Annotated in this window: 15 protein-coding genes; 3 read left to right on the top strand and 12 right to left on the bottom strand. The window is 37.8% G+C overall.

Features of this window, described 5'->3' with window-relative positions; translation table 11 throughout:
* Positions 1–58: 58 nt before the first annotated feature.
* From AOB46_RS07660 to AOB46_RS07605, 12 genes are all read right to left on the bottom strand, one after another.
* Entirely contained in the window at positions 59–1,378 is a 1,320-nt protein-coding gene (locus AOB46_RS07660) for a glycosyltransferase (RefSeq protein ID WP_157845046.1), read from the bottom strand.
* Positions 1,379–1,380: 2 nt separating this feature from the next.
* Positions 1,381–2,616, bottom strand: a complete 1,236-nt coding sequence (locus tag AOB46_RS23340) for an ABC transporter ATP-binding protein (RefSeq protein ID WP_082377041.1) — start codon at positions 2,614–2,616, stop codon at positions 1,381–1,383.
* A 29-nt stretch (positions 2,617–2,645) separates the two neighbouring features.
* Positions 2,646–3,494 carry an ABC transporter permease gene (locus tag AOB46_RS07650; protein WP_062697963.1) on the bottom strand — a complete coding sequence of 283 codons (849 nt, stop codon included), beginning with the start codon at positions 3,492–3,494 and terminating at the stop codon, positions 2,646–2,648.
* A gap of 175 nt (positions 3,495–3,669) precedes the next feature.
* Entirely contained in the window at positions 3,670–4,770 is a 1,101-nt protein-coding gene (locus AOB46_RS07645) for a DegT/DnrJ/EryC1/StrS family aminotransferase (RefSeq protein ID WP_062697960.1), read from the bottom strand.
* Between the two features lie 49 nt (positions 4,771–4,819).
* Entirely contained in the window at positions 4,820–5,788 is a 969-nt protein-coding gene (locus AOB46_RS07640) for a ketoacyl-ACP synthase III (RefSeq protein WP_062697958.1), read from the bottom strand.
* Positions 5,789–5,798: 10 nt separating this feature from the next.
* Entirely contained in the window at positions 5,799–6,029 is a 231-nt protein-coding gene (locus tag AOB46_RS07635) for an acyl carrier protein (protein WP_062697956.1), read from the bottom strand.
* Positions 6,030–6,033: 4 nt separating this feature from the next.
* On the bottom strand, positions 6,034–6,561 hold the full coding sequence (locus AOB46_RS07630; RefSeq protein ID WP_062697954.1) for a GNAT family N-acetyltransferase: 528 nt from the start codon (positions 6,559–6,561) through the stop codon (positions 6,034–6,036).
* 12 nt (positions 6,562–6,573) lie between these two features.
* The gene (locus tag AOB46_RS07625) at positions 6,574–6,990 is read right to left on the bottom strand and encodes a sugar 3,4-ketoisomerase (protein ID WP_062697952.1); all 417 of its coding nucleotides are present in this window, start codon (positions 6,988–6,990) and stop codon (positions 6,574–6,576) included.
* Between the two features lie 187 nt (positions 6,991–7,177).
* Positions 7,178–8,041 (bottom strand): glucose-1-phosphate thymidylyltransferase RfbA, encoded by an 864-nt coding sequence (gene rfbA / locus AOB46_RS07620; protein ID WP_062697950.1) that lies wholly within the window; start codon positions 8,039–8,041, stop codon positions 7,178–7,180.
* A gap of 35 nt (positions 8,042–8,076) precedes the next feature.
* Positions 8,077–8,511, bottom strand: a complete 435-nt coding sequence (locus tag AOB46_RS07615) for a hypothetical protein (RefSeq protein WP_062697949.1) — start codon at positions 8,509–8,511, stop codon at positions 8,077–8,079.
* A gap of 3 nt (positions 8,512–8,514) precedes the next feature.
* The gene (gene rfbB, locus AOB46_RS07610) at positions 8,515–9,594 is read right to left on the bottom strand and encodes a dTDP-glucose 4,6-dehydratase (RefSeq protein ID WP_062697947.1); all 1,080 of its coding nucleotides are present in this window, start codon (positions 9,592–9,594) and stop codon (positions 8,515–8,517) included.
* A complete protein-coding gene (locus AOB46_RS07605) occupies positions 9,595–10,911 on the bottom strand; it encodes a UDP-glucose dehydrogenase family protein (RefSeq protein ID WP_062697945.1) in 1,317 nt (438 codons plus the stop codon). It lies immediately after the preceding gene.
* Positions 10,912–11,128: 217 nt separating this feature from the next.
* On the opposite strand from AOB46_RS07605, the gene rimP reads away from it, so the two are divergent.
* The 3 genes from rimP (at position 11,129) to infB (ending at position 15,890) form a co-directional block, all read left to right on the top strand.
* The gene (gene rimP, locus AOB46_RS07600) at positions 11,129–11,596 is read left to right on the top strand and encodes a ribosome assembly cofactor RimP (protein ID WP_062697943.1); all 468 of its coding nucleotides are present in this window, start codon (positions 11,129–11,131) and stop codon (positions 11,594–11,596) included.
* 16 nt (positions 11,597–11,612) lie between these two features.
* Entirely contained in the window at positions 11,613–12,848 is a 1,236-nt protein-coding gene (gene nusA / locus AOB46_RS07595) for a transcription termination factor NusA (RefSeq protein ID WP_062697940.1), read from the top strand.
* A 78-nt stretch (positions 12,849–12,926) separates the two neighbouring features.
* On the top strand, positions 12,927–15,890 hold the full coding sequence (infB, locus tag AOB46_RS07590; protein WP_062697938.1) for a translation initiation factor IF-2: 2,964 nt from the start codon (positions 12,927–12,929) through the stop codon (positions 15,888–15,890).
* The last annotated feature ends 811 nt before the right edge of the window (positions 15,891–16,701 follow it).

Here is a 16,701-nt window from a genome sequence, read left to right as displayed (position 1 = left end):
TTGTCAAATTTCAATTTTTGAAAACCGGAATCTTTTTATAGAGTTTTCCGCTCTTATTTTATTCCAGAATTTTAGTGAAAATATTTTCAACATATCCATATGATGAAAATTCCTCTACCTGCTTTACTGCATTTTTTGAGAAAACAGAATATTGGTACGGATCAAGTTGAAATATCTTCAGTATTCCCTCTGCTAGCTTTTGGCTGTCTTTCATAGGGATTTTATATCCGTTGTAATCATCTATGACCATATTGGTTACTACTCCAGTATCAAACCCAACAACAGGGGTTCCACATGCTAGTGCTTCAGAGACCATCATGGGGCCGGAATCCTCAATAGATGAATTGATAAAAACATCTGTAGCCTGATATAGCAGTGATAATAGTCTGTAGTCTTTTATATAATCTATTTTTTGTTTCTTAAACGTAACCCTTTCAAACTCTTTGTTGATGCTATTGGAAACTACTAAAAGACAGATTTTTTGTTTTATGTCCTCAGGAAGCTGCTGATCCAGTATTTCCAAAGCCTCAATGAGATATTTAAAACCCTTTCTCGGATCGTCCATGTTCTGTGCTCCGGTAAGAATATAGAAATGATCATTGGCTAAAGAAAAAATATTTTTAGCAATATTTTTGTTCTTGTCGTTGAGAAGGGTGGTGTCTATTAGGCTGTTAACATTATATATTATCTCCTGATCTCTATATATTTTTGATTTTTTCGCCTGTTCAAGGGTTAAACCGGAACCTGCTATAATTTTGAAAAAAGCTTTCTGCGCATTTTGATATTTTCTTTCCAAATTATTCTTTGCAATCAGTTTCTGAGATTCATCCTGGATTGCAGGGCAGTGATCACAGTTGTTTGTATAGCCTTCGCATCCCCAGGAAAAATGACATCCTCCTGTAAAGTGGTTCATATCTACTGTGATATTATATATTTTTGCCCGGGTAACATTATATATATTGAGAAGATCAGTACTGTTGAGAAAATCAATGGTCATGCCTGTAAAAATGAAATCAGGAGTAAATCCAACTGATTTTAGCAGGCTGTCTACATTGATGTTTTCTGTAATTTCATCTTTGCTTAAAAAAGAATATTTACTGTCTGTGACTAATTTTTTTTTAATGGTTTTATCAGGCTCCTGCTGTGTGAATTTTTTCTTTATTTTTCGGATGATTCTTTCCAGTAAAGAAGGATTTTTAACAGAAGGTTGGTGCTGTACGTGGATATACGGCTTTATGAAATCATCGGTTTTTGTTTTATTCTTGACACAAAGTACTACTTCATGACCCATATTTTTCAAAATCTGAGCCACTTTGTACATCGCTTCATACGCACCGTTTACGTCGCCTGTTGACAAAACCAATATCTTTTTTTTCATGCTTACATCCATATTACAGGAGGATTTATTATTCCGTTATCTGTATCTCCTGTAAGAAAGTTTTCATGTCCTGTTTCAACAATATTGATTTGGATACCTCCTTTTATATAATCATAAAGTTCAACCGCCGGGGTATCTAATGCAACGGAAAGTATGTAAGTGTTGGGAATGAGCTTGTTGCCTTCAATCTGTATTGATAAGCTGTTCTCATGCAGGTTGTCAAATGTTTTCCGGGTAATGAAGATCACGTTTTCAAACTTGTCAAGAATAGCGATATTAACGCGGACTCCTTTTGTAACGCTTCGGTTGATATAATCTATTTTAACATTGATGTCATCGGTATGGCTGAATTCAGTGGTTTCAACATTTTTGTTATTGAAAATTTTGACATTATGAATCTGGGCTTTTTTACTTAAATCTTCAATGTACTGGAACTCTGAATTCGGCGAAAGTTCATTAACAATATAGTTTTCCATAACACTATTGATACTTCCCTGATCGGCAAGCTGCCCATGCTTCAAAAGGATGCCGGAGTTACACAGTTGCTTTACAGCAGCCATATTATGGCTTACAAACAGGATTGTGCGTCCTTCTCCTTTGGTTACATCTCCCATTTTTCCCAGACATTTTTTCTGAAAGTCAGCATCTCCCACAGCCAGTACTTCATCCACAATCAGGATTTCGGACTCCAGGTGCGCGGCCACTGCAAAGGCAAGACGGACATACATCCCTGAAGAATATCTTTTAACCGGCGTATCAATGTATCTTTCAACGCCTGAGAAAGCGACAATTTCATCAAATTTTCTGGTGATTTCTTTTCTGGTCATTCCCAGAATAGCACCATTGAGGTAAACATTTTCCCTTCCTGTCATTTCCGGATGAAATCCCGTTCCTACTTCCAGTAAAGAGGCTATTCTTCCGTTAGTGCGTATTTTTCCAGTAGTAGGTTTGGTTACTTTACTGAGGATTTTAAGCAGGGTAGATTTTCCAGCACCGTTTCTGCCGATGATTCCTACCGCACTTCCCTGTTCGATTTCGAAATTGATATCACGCAGTGACCACACATATTCGGAATTCCCTTTTGTGGTACGGTCATTGGCTTCTCCAATTTTCAGATAAGGATCTTCTTTTCCTCTTACTTTATGCCAAAACCGGTTCAGGTCATGAGATAAGGTACCGGTTCCCACTTGTCCCAGTCGGTATTGTTTTGATATATTTTCTGCTTTTAAAGCCAGCATATTGTATTGATTTAGAATTAATATGTCCGTTATACAGTATCCATGAAAGTTTTTTCAACTTTATTGAAGACAACAACTCCTATCATAAGAAGGATCATGATAATTACAGAGCTGATTCCCAGCATTGCAGGAGAAAAATCTCCCACACCAAGCCATGCGTATTTAAAGCATTCAAAAATTCCTGTCAGGGGATTGTAGTAAGCCAGCTTTCTGAAAATGCCCTCCAATGAAGATACAGGATAGATTACCGGTGTAGAATACATATATAAACTAACTCCAAATCCCAGTAGCATACTAAGGTCCTTATACTTTGTTGTAAGTGACGAAAAAATCATTCCTACTCCTAAGGCGAAAAAAGCCATAAGAAGTATCAGAAAAGGAGTGGCGATAATCCAGATGTTGGGTTGAACTTCCCCTTTACTGAGATAATAGGCCCAGACCACAATAAATAAAACAAATTGTACCCCAAACCGCATAAGATTGGAGATAACTATAGAAAGAGGGGTAACAAGTCTTGGAAAATATACTTTTCCAAATATTCCTGCATTTCCTACAAATGTGTAAGAAGTAGCTAAAAGTGAGGTTGAAAAATAATTCCAGAGAGTAACACCGGCAAGATAGAAGATAAGGGGAGGCGCACCATCAGTCGGTAGTTTTGCTATTCTGCCAAATACAACAAGATATACGATCGTCGTTAAGATCGGATTAATAAAAAACCAGATCGGTCCTAATATTGTTTGTTTGAAACTGGAAACAAAGTCTCTTTTTACAAACATATAGATCAGATCTTTATATTTCCAGACCTCTTTAAGCTTCAGGTCGAATAGAGAATGACTGTCCTCAATTGTATCTGTCCACTTTTGTTGTGGCTCATTCATTTGTGTAAGTTTTTGCAAATTTAATTATTTAATTTTTATCTCGTTTTCTTAATAGGTGAATATTTATTCACATAAACTGAAAACAGCAACTAATATATTAATATTCATTATTATGAGCAAAAAACTATCAGCTGTAAAGCTAATAGTTTTTATATTTCGTAATAATCCGAGTGTACTAAAACTCGTTTACTGCTTTTATGATGGCCTGGATTTCTTCCTCTTCCAGAACTGAAGAAATCGGAAGGCTTAGTACTTCTTCATGCATTTTTTCGGTAATAGGGAAGGACAGATTATTATATTCCTTATATGCTTCCTGCTTGTGGGGAGGAATAGGATAATGGATGATCGTGTGAATTCCTTTTTCCGTCAGGTGAGCCTGAAGTTCATCTCTTTTTTCCGTTCTGATCACAAAAACGTGCCATACGTGCTCTTTTTCGTCTGCGGGATTTTCAGGAAGAGTAATCTTCGGGTTGTTGATTTCGGAAATGAATCTTTTAGCTACTTCTCTTCGGGTATCGTTTTCATGGCTGATGTATTTCAGTTTTACATCCAGAACGGCAGCCTGCAATTCATCCAGCCTTGAATTCAGCCCTTTGTAAATGTTTACATATTTTTCGTTTGAACCGTAGTTGGCCAGTGCGCGGATGGCTTCGTACAGCTCCTTGTCATTGGTTGTTACAGCTCCTGCATCTCCTAAAGCTCCTAAATTTTTGCCCGGATAGAAGCTGAAACCGGAAGCATCACCCAGATTTCCCGATTTAATGCCGTTCCATTCTGCTCCAATAGCCTGTGCATTATCTTCCACGATCTTCAGGTCATATTTCTGAGCTATATTTTTAAGTTCTTCGGAGAAAACAATCCTTCCCTGAAGGTGAACGATCAGAATTGCTTTTGTTTTGGAAGTGATCTTTTCTTCGATCTTTGAAATGTCCATATTGTAAGTGTCTGCATCCGGTTCCACAAAAACAGGAACCAGCCCGTTGTCTGACAGAGCCAGTACAGAAGCTATATAGGTATTAGCCGGAACAAGAACCTCGTCACCGGGCTTCATAACGCCCATTTCAATATAACCACGGAAGATAAGACGGAGTGCGTCCAGTCCGTTGGCTACTCCCACGGCATATTTTGCCCCGATGTAAGTAGCTAAATTGGTTTCGAAGTTTTTAAGCTCACCGCCAAGCAGATACCAGCCGCTTCGGAAAACTTCCAGCAATTTGTTTTCTATTTCTTCCTGATACCGTAAATTGATCTTCTGAAGATCAAGAAATTTTACCATAGTATTATTTTTTTTAATGATAACATCCCTGAAAAGGGCGTTATGCTCATTATTTTTTTCTTAAACACACTGCTCCCCAGGAATAACCTACTCCGAAGCCTACAAGCATGATGTTTTTTAAATCTCTTGCATTCATTGAGTTTTTAAAGGCAATGGGAATTGTTGATGACACCGTATTTCCGTAATCCAGCATATCAATTACGAAATTTTCCACAGGAATGTTGATTCTTTTTCTCAGGAAGTCCAGCATGAAGGTGTTGGCCTGATGGAAGATGAAGGTATCAATATCACTTTTTTCAAAACCATTCTTTTCCAGGTTTTCTTTGACAAGGCCCGGAATGGCTTTTGAAGTGAAGTCGAAAATTTTCGGACCGTTCATATGAAGATAATTGTCTTTATCCTCTTTGTCGTCAGTCTTCTTATTTCTTACAGCCCCGTTTCTTACGATGAGGTTTTTGGCGCCTTCTCCGTCTGTCCCTACTGAGAATTTCAGAATTTCAAAATCTCCGTCTTCTGAAATCAGGGTTGCTGTAGCGGCATCACCGAAAAGACTGATGTTTCCTTTGTCATCTTCATGAATGTGCTTTGAATAGGTTTCTGCCGTTATTAAAACCACATTTTTCATCATTTTAGCATCAACAAGAGCGCTGGCCAGTGATAGGCCGTAAATGTATCCGGAACACCCCTGGTTAATGTCAATGGCTCCGCAGCCTGTACTCAGGCCGGCCTGGGACTGAACGAGACAGGCTGTGGCAGGCAGGAAGTAATCAGGGCTTTGTGTACAGACGATAAGATAATCAATTTCAGATTTATCAATGCTGTATTCTTCCACAAGCTTGTTGAGGGCTTTCACTGCAATGTCGGAAGTATATTCGTCATCACCGGTAATATTTCTGTTTCTGATTCCTATTTTTTCAAGAATCTTATCACTTTCCCAATCCGGAAATCTGGCTGAAATTTCTTCATTGGAAACAACCGTTCCGGGGATGTACGTTGAAATATGTTTGATAAAGGCCATTGTTCAGTATTTATTGTTTTTTCTCAGAAACAAACGAATACAGAGCATTTATAGTATTTAGAGCCGTGATCTGTTCAGGCTCCATATCAACACCGTATTCGTCTTCAATCATTACTTTGATGACCATTGCCGTAAGGGAATCCCAGTAGCTTTCTTTACTGTACTCTGTTTCAGGGGCTATCGTTACGTCTGTATTTTCCAGCTGAGACTGAAATTTTTCAATGAATTCGTTAATTGACATATGATTAAATTTTAAATTTTTTAAGAATATCCGGAAGTACGGAATTAAAAGTATCTCTGCTGAGCAGATAATAATTATTTTCGTCATCAGTTTTTACCAGTTCAGGTTTGAAAAGCCTGTGGTAGCTGTTGACGGAGGTATTCAGTTTTCTTACTTCAAACTGTATGGTATCAAATTTCAGTTCATTCAGGACATAGTCTTTTACAGCCATGTCTACTTTTATTGAGTTTTTGATGTTGGCATAATCAGGTTTGGAAACCCAGCTTCCTATTTCCGGCAGTCCGGATTCTATTTTATACACCCTGTATGTTGCGAAATCTTCATTGTTTTCGTCATAGGCTATAAAATAGTATTCCTTTTGTTCCTGTTCACGCACTTTATAGTTCGAGATCCATTGCTTTTGTGCTTCCACATCCGGGGAGGTTTTTGAAATAAACCTTGATTTTTTTTCATTGTTTCTGATGGAAACGATAAATTCAGCATCATCTGCATCAACAAATCTCAGTTTAATTCCTTTGTATTCAATGATCATTTTAATGAATTTTTATAGATTTTTACCGATTGTTTCTTTGAAGCTTTCATAATCTCTGAAATAATCTTCTTCGTCATAGATTTCTGAGGCAAGGCACAGCAATACCGCATTATGGGAAAACTGGATATCCCTCCATACCAGTCTTGGAATATAGAGCCCCTTGGTAGGATGGTCCAGAACAAATGTTTCTTTATTCCCGTCTTTATCCTCCGTATTAAAGGTAATAATACCGGAAACAGCAAATATAACCTGCTGGAGTTCTTTATGAGCATGTCCTCCGCGCGTTACATCATGAGGGGTGAAGTAGGTCCAGTATACACGCTGAATATCAAAAGGAATATTCTTCTGAGCCTCGGCTATGGTAATGTAGCCCAGCTGTGACGATCCTATTTTATCGAAAGTTATTATCTGTGGTTTATTGTTCTCCATTAATGTATTTAAATAGTTCTTTAAATTCCTCAAAGTTAATTATAAAATTACTATCAGAGAAAATCTGATATTTTCGGCTGTGATTAAAATCTGTATATCAGAATATAATGAGCATGTTAATATGACCCCATTAAAAAAACTATTGACCATAAGGCCAATAGTTTATAGATTTTATAAGATTATGCTTCTATTTTCTTACCAACTGCTTCAGGTATTCACCGTAACCGCTTTTACCATATTTGGCAGCAGTTTCAAGAAGTTTTTCTTCATTGATGAATTTATTTCTGAAAGCAATTTCCTCTATACATCCGATTTTAAAGCCCTGTCTTTTTTCAATAACACTGACGAATTCGGAAGCATCGTGAAGGGAGTCAAAAGTTCCGGTATCCAGCCAGGCCGTTCCCCTGTCAAGAACACCTACTTCAAGTTTTCCTTTGCTTAAGTATACATTATTAACGTCTGTGATTTCAAGTTCTCCTCTTGCAGAAGGCTGAATGTTCTTTGCGATTTCCACTACCTCATTATCATAAAAATAAAGTCCCGGAACGGCATAGTTTGATTTGGGCTTTAAAGGCTTTTCTTCAATAGAAACGGCTTTTAAATCATTGTCAAACTCTACAACCCCGTATCTTTCGGGATCAGAAACGTGATAAGCAAAAACAACTCCTCCGTCCGGATTGGTTTTATTCTTCAGAAGTGTTCCCATTTCTGAGCCGTAAAATATATTATCACCCAATACCAGTGCGGCGGGGTCATTACCAATAAACTGCTCACCTAAAATAAAGGCCTGGGCAAGTCCATCCGGGCTCGGCTGTACTACATATTCTATATTACATCCGATCTGGGATCCATCCCCTAATAGTTTAATAAAACCAGGCTGATCATGAGGGGTTGTGATGATCAGAATATCCTTGATTCCTGCCAGCAATAAGGTTGAAAGCGGGTAATAGATCATTGGTTTGTCATAAACGGGCATCAGCTGCTTACTTACGGCAATCGTAAGAGGGTAAAGTCTGGTTCCGGAACCTCCGGCTAATATTATTCCTTTCATTTGTAATTTGGAGTTCTCCTTAATCTTAAGGATTATTATTTATTAAGTTTTTTAAGTTCTCTTTTAGCATAATCATTAAGTTGACCTATAAGGCTGTCAGAGATCATAGGGACAGAGCTTACACCCCCTTCGAGACTCCGGTATAAGTTAATGATTTTATTGATGTCCTCAAGCGAAAGATGCTTAAACATGGCATAAAAAGCCTGATTATCTTTAAGAAATTCATCCGGATTAAACTGATCATATATTTTTTTTGCTTCATCATGGGAATATTGATCAGAATAAGCAGATAATGAGATGGATAAAAAAGATTTTAGCCTTGCCTGATAATGCGTTTCCTTTATAAAAGTATTAATTAATTCCAGTTTCTTTCCTTCGGGCTTCTCATCAAGTGGTCTGGGAAAACCTGCCTGTGCGGAAATGGCTGTCGGGATTATTGATAAAAGAATGATAAAAATGATTTTTTTCATTAATTAATGGTATTGATTTTCGTAATATTTTTGATAATCACCGCTGGTTACATTTTCAAGCCACTCTTTATTTTCAAGATACCAGTCGATGGTTTTGCCCAGTCCTTCTTCAAAAGTTACGGACGGTTTCCATCCAAGATCTTTGTTAAGTTTGCCTGCATCAATAGCGTAACGTTTATCGTGTCCTGGTCTGTCTTTTACAAAAGTGATCAGTTTTTCGGAATATCCTTCAGGCTTTCCTAATTTAGCATCCATCTGTTTAATCAGTTCTTTAACAAGATCAATATTCTGCCATTCATTGAAGCCTCCGATGTTATACGTTTCTCCTGTTTTAGCTTCATTGAAGATCTGGTGGATCGCTTTGGCGTGATCAATCACAAACAGCCAGTCTCTTGTATATTTTCCGTCACCGTAAATAGGTAAAGGTCTTTCATTAATGATATTGGAGATACAAAGAGGAATCAGCTTTTCAGGGAAATGATTCGGTCCGTAGTTGTTGGAGCAGTTTGAAACAATGAACGGCATTCCGTATGTGTTTCCGTAAGCTCTCACCAAATGGTCTGAAGCGGCTTTTGATGCTGAATAAGGAGATTGCGGATCATAAGAAGTCGTTTCTAAAAAGAATCCTGTTTCTCCTAAGCTTCCGTATACTTCATCGGTAGAAATGTGATAGAAAAGGTTCGTTCTTTTTTCGTCCGGAAACCTGCCGTGTGTATGATCCGGGTTCAGTGTCCAGAATTCTTTACACAAATTCAGAAGGTTAGCGGTTCCGTTTACATTGGTATTGATAAAGGCCATCGGATCTGTAATGCTTCTGTCTACATGGCTCTCTGCAGCTAAATGAACAACAGCGTCCGGATGGTATTTTTCAAATACTCTTCTTAATTCTTCCGGTTTTGTAATGTCAGCCTTTTCGAAAACATAATTAGGCTCATTTTCTATATCCTTCAGATTTTCCAGGTTTCCGGCATAGGTAAGCGCATCAAGGTTAATGATGGTAGTATCAGGGTTATTTTTTACAAACTCTCTTACGACATGTGAGCCGATAAATCCGGCACCTCCGGTAATGATTATATTTTTCATCTATTTATTTTCTATGGTCTTTCTTCCTATACTTTTATAATAAAACCCGTTTTGTTCCGGAACTTCCAGCGGGTACATATTTCTTCCGTCAAAAATAACGTTGTTTTTCATTTTTTTAGCCATGAGCTCAAAATTAGGATTTTTAAATTCCGGCCATTCGGTAGCGATGAATAAAGCATCCGCATCTTCCAGGGCATCATACATTCCTTTGGCGTATTGAATGCTGCTGCCCAGAACTTTCTGCACGTTATTTTCAGCTACAGCATCGTAGGCTACAATTTCTGCGCCTTTTTCCAGCAGAAGAGCGATGTTGTCTAAAGATGAAGCTTCTCTGATGTCGTCCGTATTGGCTTTGAAAGCTAATCCCCACATGGCAATTTTTTTACCTTTAAGATCTCCTCCGAAATATTTTTCAATTTCTGAAACCAGGATAACTTTTTGCGCAACATTAACATTTTCTGTAGCTTCCAGAATCTGGAAATTAAAATCTTCCTGCTTTCCGGATTTAATCAGTGCCTTTACATCTTTAGGAAAACAGCTTCCGCCATATCCGATTCCGGGGAATAGAAAACGGTGTCCGATTCTGTCGTCACTTCCCATTCCCAGTCTTACTTTATCAACATCCGCCCCTACTTTTTCGCAGTAATTGGCAATCTCATTCATAAACGTAATTTTTACAGCGAGGAATGAGTTGGCGGCGTATTTGGTAAGTTCCGATGATTTTTCATCCATAAAAATGATCGGGATTCCTGTATTGGTAAACGGCTGATAGATTTTAGACATGATGTCTTTTGCTCTATCAGAGCTCGCCCCTACAACAACCCTTGAGGGGTTCATAGAATCTTCTACGGCAAAACCCTCTCTTAAAAATTCAGGGTTGGACACTACATCAAAATGGATTTCTGTTTTAGAAGCGATTACTTCTCTTACCTTGTCTGCAGTTCCTACGGGAACAGTACTCTTATTAACAATTACCTTGTATTCTGTCATCAGCTCTCCAATGTTGTTCGCAACCTGAAGTACATAGGAAAGATCGGCAGAACCATCTTCTCCCGGAGGAGTTGGCAGTGCCAGGTAAACAACTTCGCTTTTGTCCAAAGCTTCTTTGAGGTTGGTGGTGAAAAACAACCTTTCAGACTGGATGTTCCTCAGGAACATTTCTTCAAGGTTCGGCTCATAGATGGGAACAATGCCGTTTTTCATGCCTTCAACTTTTTTTTCATCAATATCAACACAGTATACTGAATTGCCGAGTTCTGCCAGGGTAGTTCCTGTAACCAGCCCTACATAACCCGTTCCTACAATCGTTATATTCACAATGTCTGTTTTTTAAAATTCTAACGCAAAAGTAATAAAAATACCTTCATCGGCTTTCTTAATTTCCTGTAATAAAATTTTTGTGTTATTTGCTTGATAATAAGTTCATTTTGTATTTATAGAAAAAAATACGTATATTTGCACTGGATTTACGGAAAAAAATGGGAAGGCTTCGGAAGAAAGCCTTTTTTCGTACGGGTAAATCAAGATCAATAATATGGAGTTTAGAAACAGAATTGAAGAATTATTAAATGAATTCCTTGAAACTAGAAAAGATTTATTTCTTATTGATTTAAAGATTTCTGCAGGGGATGATATTACTGTGATTTTAGATGGAGATAACGGAGTTACGCTGCAGGACTGTCTTGATGCAAGCCGTGCCGTGGAATTCAATATGGACCGTGAAGAACATGACTTCAGTCTCCAGGTGATGTCTGCAGGATTAAGCGAGCCACTGTCTACTCCAAGACAGTTTAAGAAGAATATCGGAAGAGAAATTGAAGTGCTTTTAACAGACTCTTCCAAAACAGAGGGCGAACTTGCCAAAGTGGATGATGATAAAATCACCCTTATTTTACGCTACCGGAAGCCGAAAGATATCGGAAAAGGAAAAGTGGATGTAGAGGAGGAAAAAGAAATTCCTTACTCTGAGATAAAGAAAGCATTAGTAGTAATTAAATTTTAAAAAGAAAAAAGAATAAATGGATAATATAGCGTTGATTGAATCCTTCGGTGATTTTAAAGACGAAAAAGGGATCAGTAAGATTGATCTTATGGCAATTATTGAAGATTCACTGAAAACCCTTTTAAGAAAGAGGTTTGATTCAGATGATCACTTCGATGTAATTGTAAACCCGGATAAAGGAGATTTTCAGATATTTTTAAATAAAACTATCGTAGAAGACGAAATGTCTGAAGACGATGATCTTGAAATTGAAATCTCTGAAGCAAAGAAAATCGATCCTACTTTTGAAGTGGGGGAAGATTTTACCATGGAGATCCCTGTTGCTCAGTTAGGAAGAAGGAATATCCTTACTCTGAAGCAGATTTTAGCGACAAAACTTCAGGAGCATAACAATGCTATGCTGTATGAGCAGTTCAGAGATAAAATCGGGGAAATTGTTGTAGGAGAAATTCACCACATCCGTCACAAACATGTGATCTTATTGGATGATGAAGGGAATGAATTTATTTTGCCGAAAGAAAACCAGATCCCATCCGATTTCTTTAAAAAAGGAGAAAATATCAGAGCTATTGTAGAAACAGTAGATTTTAAAGGATCTAAGCCGCAGATCATTATTTCCAGAACCGCTCCGAAATTCCTTGAGAAATTATTAGAGCTGGAAATTCCTGAAATTCAGGACGGAACAATCATGCTTAAAAAAGTAGTGAGGATTCCTGGTGAGAAAGCGAAGATCGCAGTAGATGCTTATGACGACAGAATTGACCCTGTTGGTGCTTGTGTGGGTGTTAAAGGATCCAGAATTCATGGCGTTGTAAGAGAGTTGAGAAATGAAAACATCGATGTTATTCAATGGTCTAAAAATCCTGAAATCCTGGTAAAAAGAGCTTTAGGAAACGTTACGATCAACAAGATTGATATCAATGAGGAGCAGAATTATGCATTAGTATACACTCCGGTTGAAGAGATCTCTAAAGTGATCGGTAAGCAGGGACAGAATATCAGACTGGCTTCTTGGTTGACAGGTTATGAAATTGATGTATACAGAGAGTCCAGCGAGGATGACGACGTTGAATTGAGAGAATTTAATGACGATATCGAGCAGTGGATTTTGGATGAATTTAAGAAAGTAGGTCTTACTACTGCGAAATCAGTATTGGATAAAGATACCGAGAGTCTTTTAAATATGGTTGACCTTGAAGAAGAGACAATTGAAGAGGTAAAACGTATTCTGAGAGAAGAATTTGAAGATTAAGATTTTAAATAAATTTTAATAAACAGTAAAAAGGAAATACTTTAATTTTAAGAATTAAAAAAATACGTAAATATATAGATGCCAAAAATAAGATTAAATAAAGCGGTTAAGGAATTCAACATTTCGATGTCCAGATTAGTAGAGTTTTTACAGTCAAAGGGTTTCGAGGTTGAAAGCAATCCTAACGCTCAATTAGAAGAAGCGGCATATTCTGCATTGGAGGCTGAGTTTGCCAAAGACGGTGAACAGCGTAAAGCTTCCCATGAGGTGGTAATAACTAAAGTTCCGGAAGAAAAACTGGAAATTGAAGAAAAGAAAACCCCTGAAGTAATAAGAGCTAAAGCTAATAAACCAGAAACTAAAATTTTAGGTAAAATAGATCTTGATTCTGCAAAACCTGAAGTGGAAGAAACTCCTGAAATTCCAGCAGCAGCTCCGGCACCAGCGCCAGTTGAAGAAAAGAAAGAAGAAGTTGTAGCTGAATCCGAAGTGAAAGCAGCCCCTGAAAAACAGGAATTTAAAGTTCTGGATAAAATTGATTTGTCTCAGATAGAATCCAGGAACAGACCAGTGAAAAAAGACAAACCAAAAATGGAGGAGAAAAAAGAAGAGGAAAAACCTGCAGAACCTGTAAAGGAAACTCCTAAACAACCAGAACCTGTTGCTGAAGTAAAATCTGCTGAACCTCAAAAAACTGAGACCGAATCTCAGGAATCTCAGGAACCTCAGAAAATAGAGACTGTCTACCAAAAATTAGACGGTCCTAAAATTGTAGGTGAAAAAATTGACTTAACTCAGTTTGCGCCAAAACCAGGCTCCGGAGCCAAAAAGAAAAGAAAGAGAATTGAAAAGCCGGGCGGGCAGAATAATCAGTCGGGCCAGGGCAATAACCAAAACTCAGGAAATAACAACAACCAGGGAGGTCAGGGGAACCGTCCTCAGGGCCAGGGAGCTCAGGGTGGAAACCGCCAGGGTCAGGGTGGCCAGGGCAACCGTCCTCAAGGTCAAGGAGGCCAGGGTGGAAACCGTTTTGGAGGAAACCAGGGCAATCGTCCGGCAGGCCAGGGCGGCGGATTCAAGAAAGGAGGCCAGAATAACAGGCCTGGGCAAAGAGTAATGCCTGTAGAGCTTACTGATGAGCAGGTTAAAAATCAGATCAAGGAAACACTTGAAAAACTTACCAATAAAGGAGGTAAGTCAAAATCTGCTAAACACAGAAAAGATAAAAGAACCTTCCGTAGAGAGCAGGATGAACGTCAGCAGGAACTTGAGGCACAGGACAGAACGCTGAAGGTAACAGAATTTATTACAGTAGGAGAATTAGCGAGCTTAATGAACGTTTCTCCAACTGAAGTAATCTCTGCATGTTTTTCACTTGGGGTAATGGTTACCATGAACCAAAGACTGGAAGCTGATACCTTATTATTGGTAGCGGATGAGTTCGGTTATAAAATTGAATTCTCTGATGCTGATCTTGAAGATACAGATTCAGAAGATGAAATCGATACTGAAGATAGCTTAGTGTCAAGAGCACCGGTAGTTACCGTAATGGGACACGTTGACCATGGTAAAACTTCATTATTGGATTACATCAGAAAGACTAACGTAATTGCAGGTGAGTCCGGAGGTATTACACAGCATATCGGTGCTTATAATGTGAAGCTGGAAAACGGTCAGAGAATCACATTCTTAGATACACCAGGTCACGAAGCCTTTACAGCGATGAGAGCTAGAGGTGCGCAGATCACGGATATTGCAATTATTGTAATTGCTGCCGATGATGATGTAATGCCACAGACGAAAGAAGCTATTGCCCACGCCCAGGCGGCACAGGTGCCAATGATCATTGCAATTAACAAGGTTGATAAACCTAACGCGAATCCGGATAATATCCGTCAACAGCTTTCAGGCTTAAACCCTCCGGTTTTGGTAGAAGAATGGGGTGGAAATGTTCAGGCGCAGGAAATCTCTGCTAAGTTTGGTAATAATGTGGATGTATTATTGGAGAAAGTTTTATTACAGGCCGAAATGCTTGAACTAAAAGCCAATCCAGATCGTTCAGCAAACGGTGTTGTTATTGAAGCATCTCTGGACAAAGGTAGAGGTTATGTTGCTACCATGTTGGTGCAAACCGGAACTTTAAGAGTGGGGGACTACGTAGTGGCAGGTAAAAACCACGGTAAAGTAAAAGCTTTGCTCGATGAAAGAGGGAAAAACCTTGCGCAAGCAGGTCCTTCAATTCCAGCAACCATTTTAGGTTTGGACGGAGCGCCTACAGCCGGTGATAAATTCCGTGTTTATGCTGACGAAAGTGAAGGTAAAGCTATTGCCAATAAGAGAGAACAGCTTCAGAGAGAACTTTCGATCAGAACGAAAAAGCATACAACCCTTGAAGAATTAGGTAGACGTATTGCCTTAGGTGAATTCAAAGAATTGAATATTATCCTTAAAGGAGACGTGGATGGTTCCGTAGAAGCACTTTCTGATCAGTTGCAAAGATTATCAACTGAGGAAATCAGTGTGAAGATTCTTCACTCAGGAGTAGGGCAGATCACGGAATCTGATATCAACTTAGCGGCAGCATCAGATGCGATTATCATCGGATTCAATGTACGGGCCGGTGCGAATGCAAAAGAGCTTGCAGACCGTGAGGAAATTGAAATCAGAACCTATTCTGTAATCTATAAAGCAATTGATGAAGTAAAAGAAGCAATGGAAGGAATGCTTTCTCCTGAAATTCAGGAGCAGGTAATCGGTAATGTTGAGATCCGTGAAGTATTTAAGATTTCTAAGGTTGGAACAATTGCAGGATGTATGGTGCTTACCGGAAAAGTTACAAGACAGTCGAAAGTACGTTTGTTGAGAGACGGTATCGTTAAATTCGATGGTGAGCTTGAAAGCTTGAAACGTTTCAAAGATGATGTGAAAGAAGTAACAAAAGGTTACGAATGTGGTCTGAACCTGAAAGGGTACAATGATATTGAAACCGGAGATATTCTTGAAGTTTACGAAGAAGTAGCTGTTAAGAAGAAATTGAAGTAATATATTCTATACAGATAAAGTAAGCTGTCTCAGTTTGAGGCAGCTTTTTTTTTATCCATTTTTTAATATTTTCTGTTTTATTTAAATATAAATTTATAATTATTGTTAATTCACATTTTTATGACGTAATATTTGTTATAAAATGAATTTTATTTTGTTGCAAATATGTAATGGTTTGTATTGAAACTTTGCAACTTGCGTGAATATTCTGATACTATTAAACCTTTAACACAGGCTATATTGATTATAATATTGTGGAAGTGTTTGTAGGGGTAAACTCGTGCTCATCAAGAAATGACAGATTCCGGTATTTAAAATTAAAACGAAATTTTATTCTTATAAATACGTGAAATTCATATTTTTATAAATGTAAATTTTCATAAAGGATTATATTTTTGTAATTTATATTGATTCTAAATAATATTTTTTGAATTAGTAATAATGCGTTAAAAAAAAATGAAGACGTAAAAAATTTATATTTTATGAAATAAAAATTAAGTATTGTTGTTAAATCCTATTTGTTTAATGTAATTTTTATATTAAAATGGAAAAAAAAGTGTTGCAACTGCTTCCTAAAAACTTGCAAGTGTTAATATTTATTAACATATTTGCCCATTAAAATATATTAAAATTTGTTAATATGAATGTTAAACTACGTGTATTAAGTGCTGGAGCATTGTTCTTCATGGGACAGGCTGCTTTTGCACAGCAACAAGCAAAAAAGGATACAGCTACTAAATCAACTCAGATTGAAGAGGTGGTAATGGTTGGGTTCGGGCAGAAAAAGGCTGTAAAAGAAATTACAGGATCT

The sequence above is a fragment of the Chryseobacterium indologenes genome (assembly GCF_001295265.1).
GTDB lineage: Bacteria > Bacteroidota > Bacteroidia > Flavobacteriales > Weeksellaceae > Chryseobacterium > Chryseobacterium indologenes_A.
Note: the sequence above shows the minus strand (reverse complement) of the source record. Positions and strands in the feature narration are given on the sequence as shown.

Coding starts and splice junctions, on each gene's coding strand:
- AOB46_RS23340 (WP_082377041.1), bottom strand. CDS start 2,616: ATGCTGGCTTTAAAAGCAGAAAATATATCAAAACAATACCGACTGGGA.
- infB (WP_062697938.1), top strand. CDS start 12,927: ATGCCAAAAATAAGATTAAATAAAGCGGTTAAGGAATTCAACATTTCG.
- rimP (WP_062697943.1), top strand. CDS start 11,129: ATGGAGTTTAGAAACAGAATTGAAGAATTATTAAATGAATTCCTTGAA.
- rfbB (WP_062697947.1), bottom strand. CDS start 9,594: ATGAAAAATATAATCATTACCGGAGGTGCCGGATTTATCGGCTCACAT.
- AOB46_RS07630 (WP_062697954.1), bottom strand. CDS start 6,561: ATGATCATTGAATACAAAGGAATTAAACTGAGATTTGTTGATGCAGAT.
- rfbA (WP_062697950.1), bottom strand. CDS start 8,041: ATGAAAGGAATAATATTAGCCGGAGGTTCCGGAACCAGACTTTACCCT.
- AOB46_RS07645 (WP_062697960.1), bottom strand. CDS start 4,770: ATGGTAAAATTTCTTGATCTTCAGAAGATCAATTTACGGTATCAGGAA.
- AOB46_RS07625 (WP_062697952.1), bottom strand. CDS start 6,990: ATGGAGAACAATAAACCACAGATAATAACTTTCGATAAAATAGGATCG.
- AOB46_RS07615 (WP_062697949.1), bottom strand. CDS start 8,511: ATGAAAAAAATCATTTTTATCATTCTTTTATCAATAATCCCGACAGCC.
- nusA (WP_062697940.1), top strand. CDS start 11,613: ATGGATAATATAGCGTTGATTGAATCCTTCGGTGATTTTAAAGACGAA.
- AOB46_RS07650 (WP_062697963.1), bottom strand. CDS start 3,494: ATGAATGAGCCACAACAAAAGTGGACAGATACAATTGAGGACAGTCAT.
- AOB46_RS07660 (WP_157845046.1), bottom strand. CDS start 1,378: ATGAAAAAAAAGATATTGGTTTTGTCAACAGGCGACGTAAACGGTGCG.
- AOB46_RS07635 (WP_062697956.1), bottom strand. CDS start 6,029: ATGTCAATTAACGAATTCATTGAAAAATTTCAGTCTCAGCTGGAAAAT.
- AOB46_RS07640 (WP_062697958.1), bottom strand. CDS start 5,788: ATGGCCTTTATCAAACATATTTCAACGTACATCCCCGGAACGGTTGTT.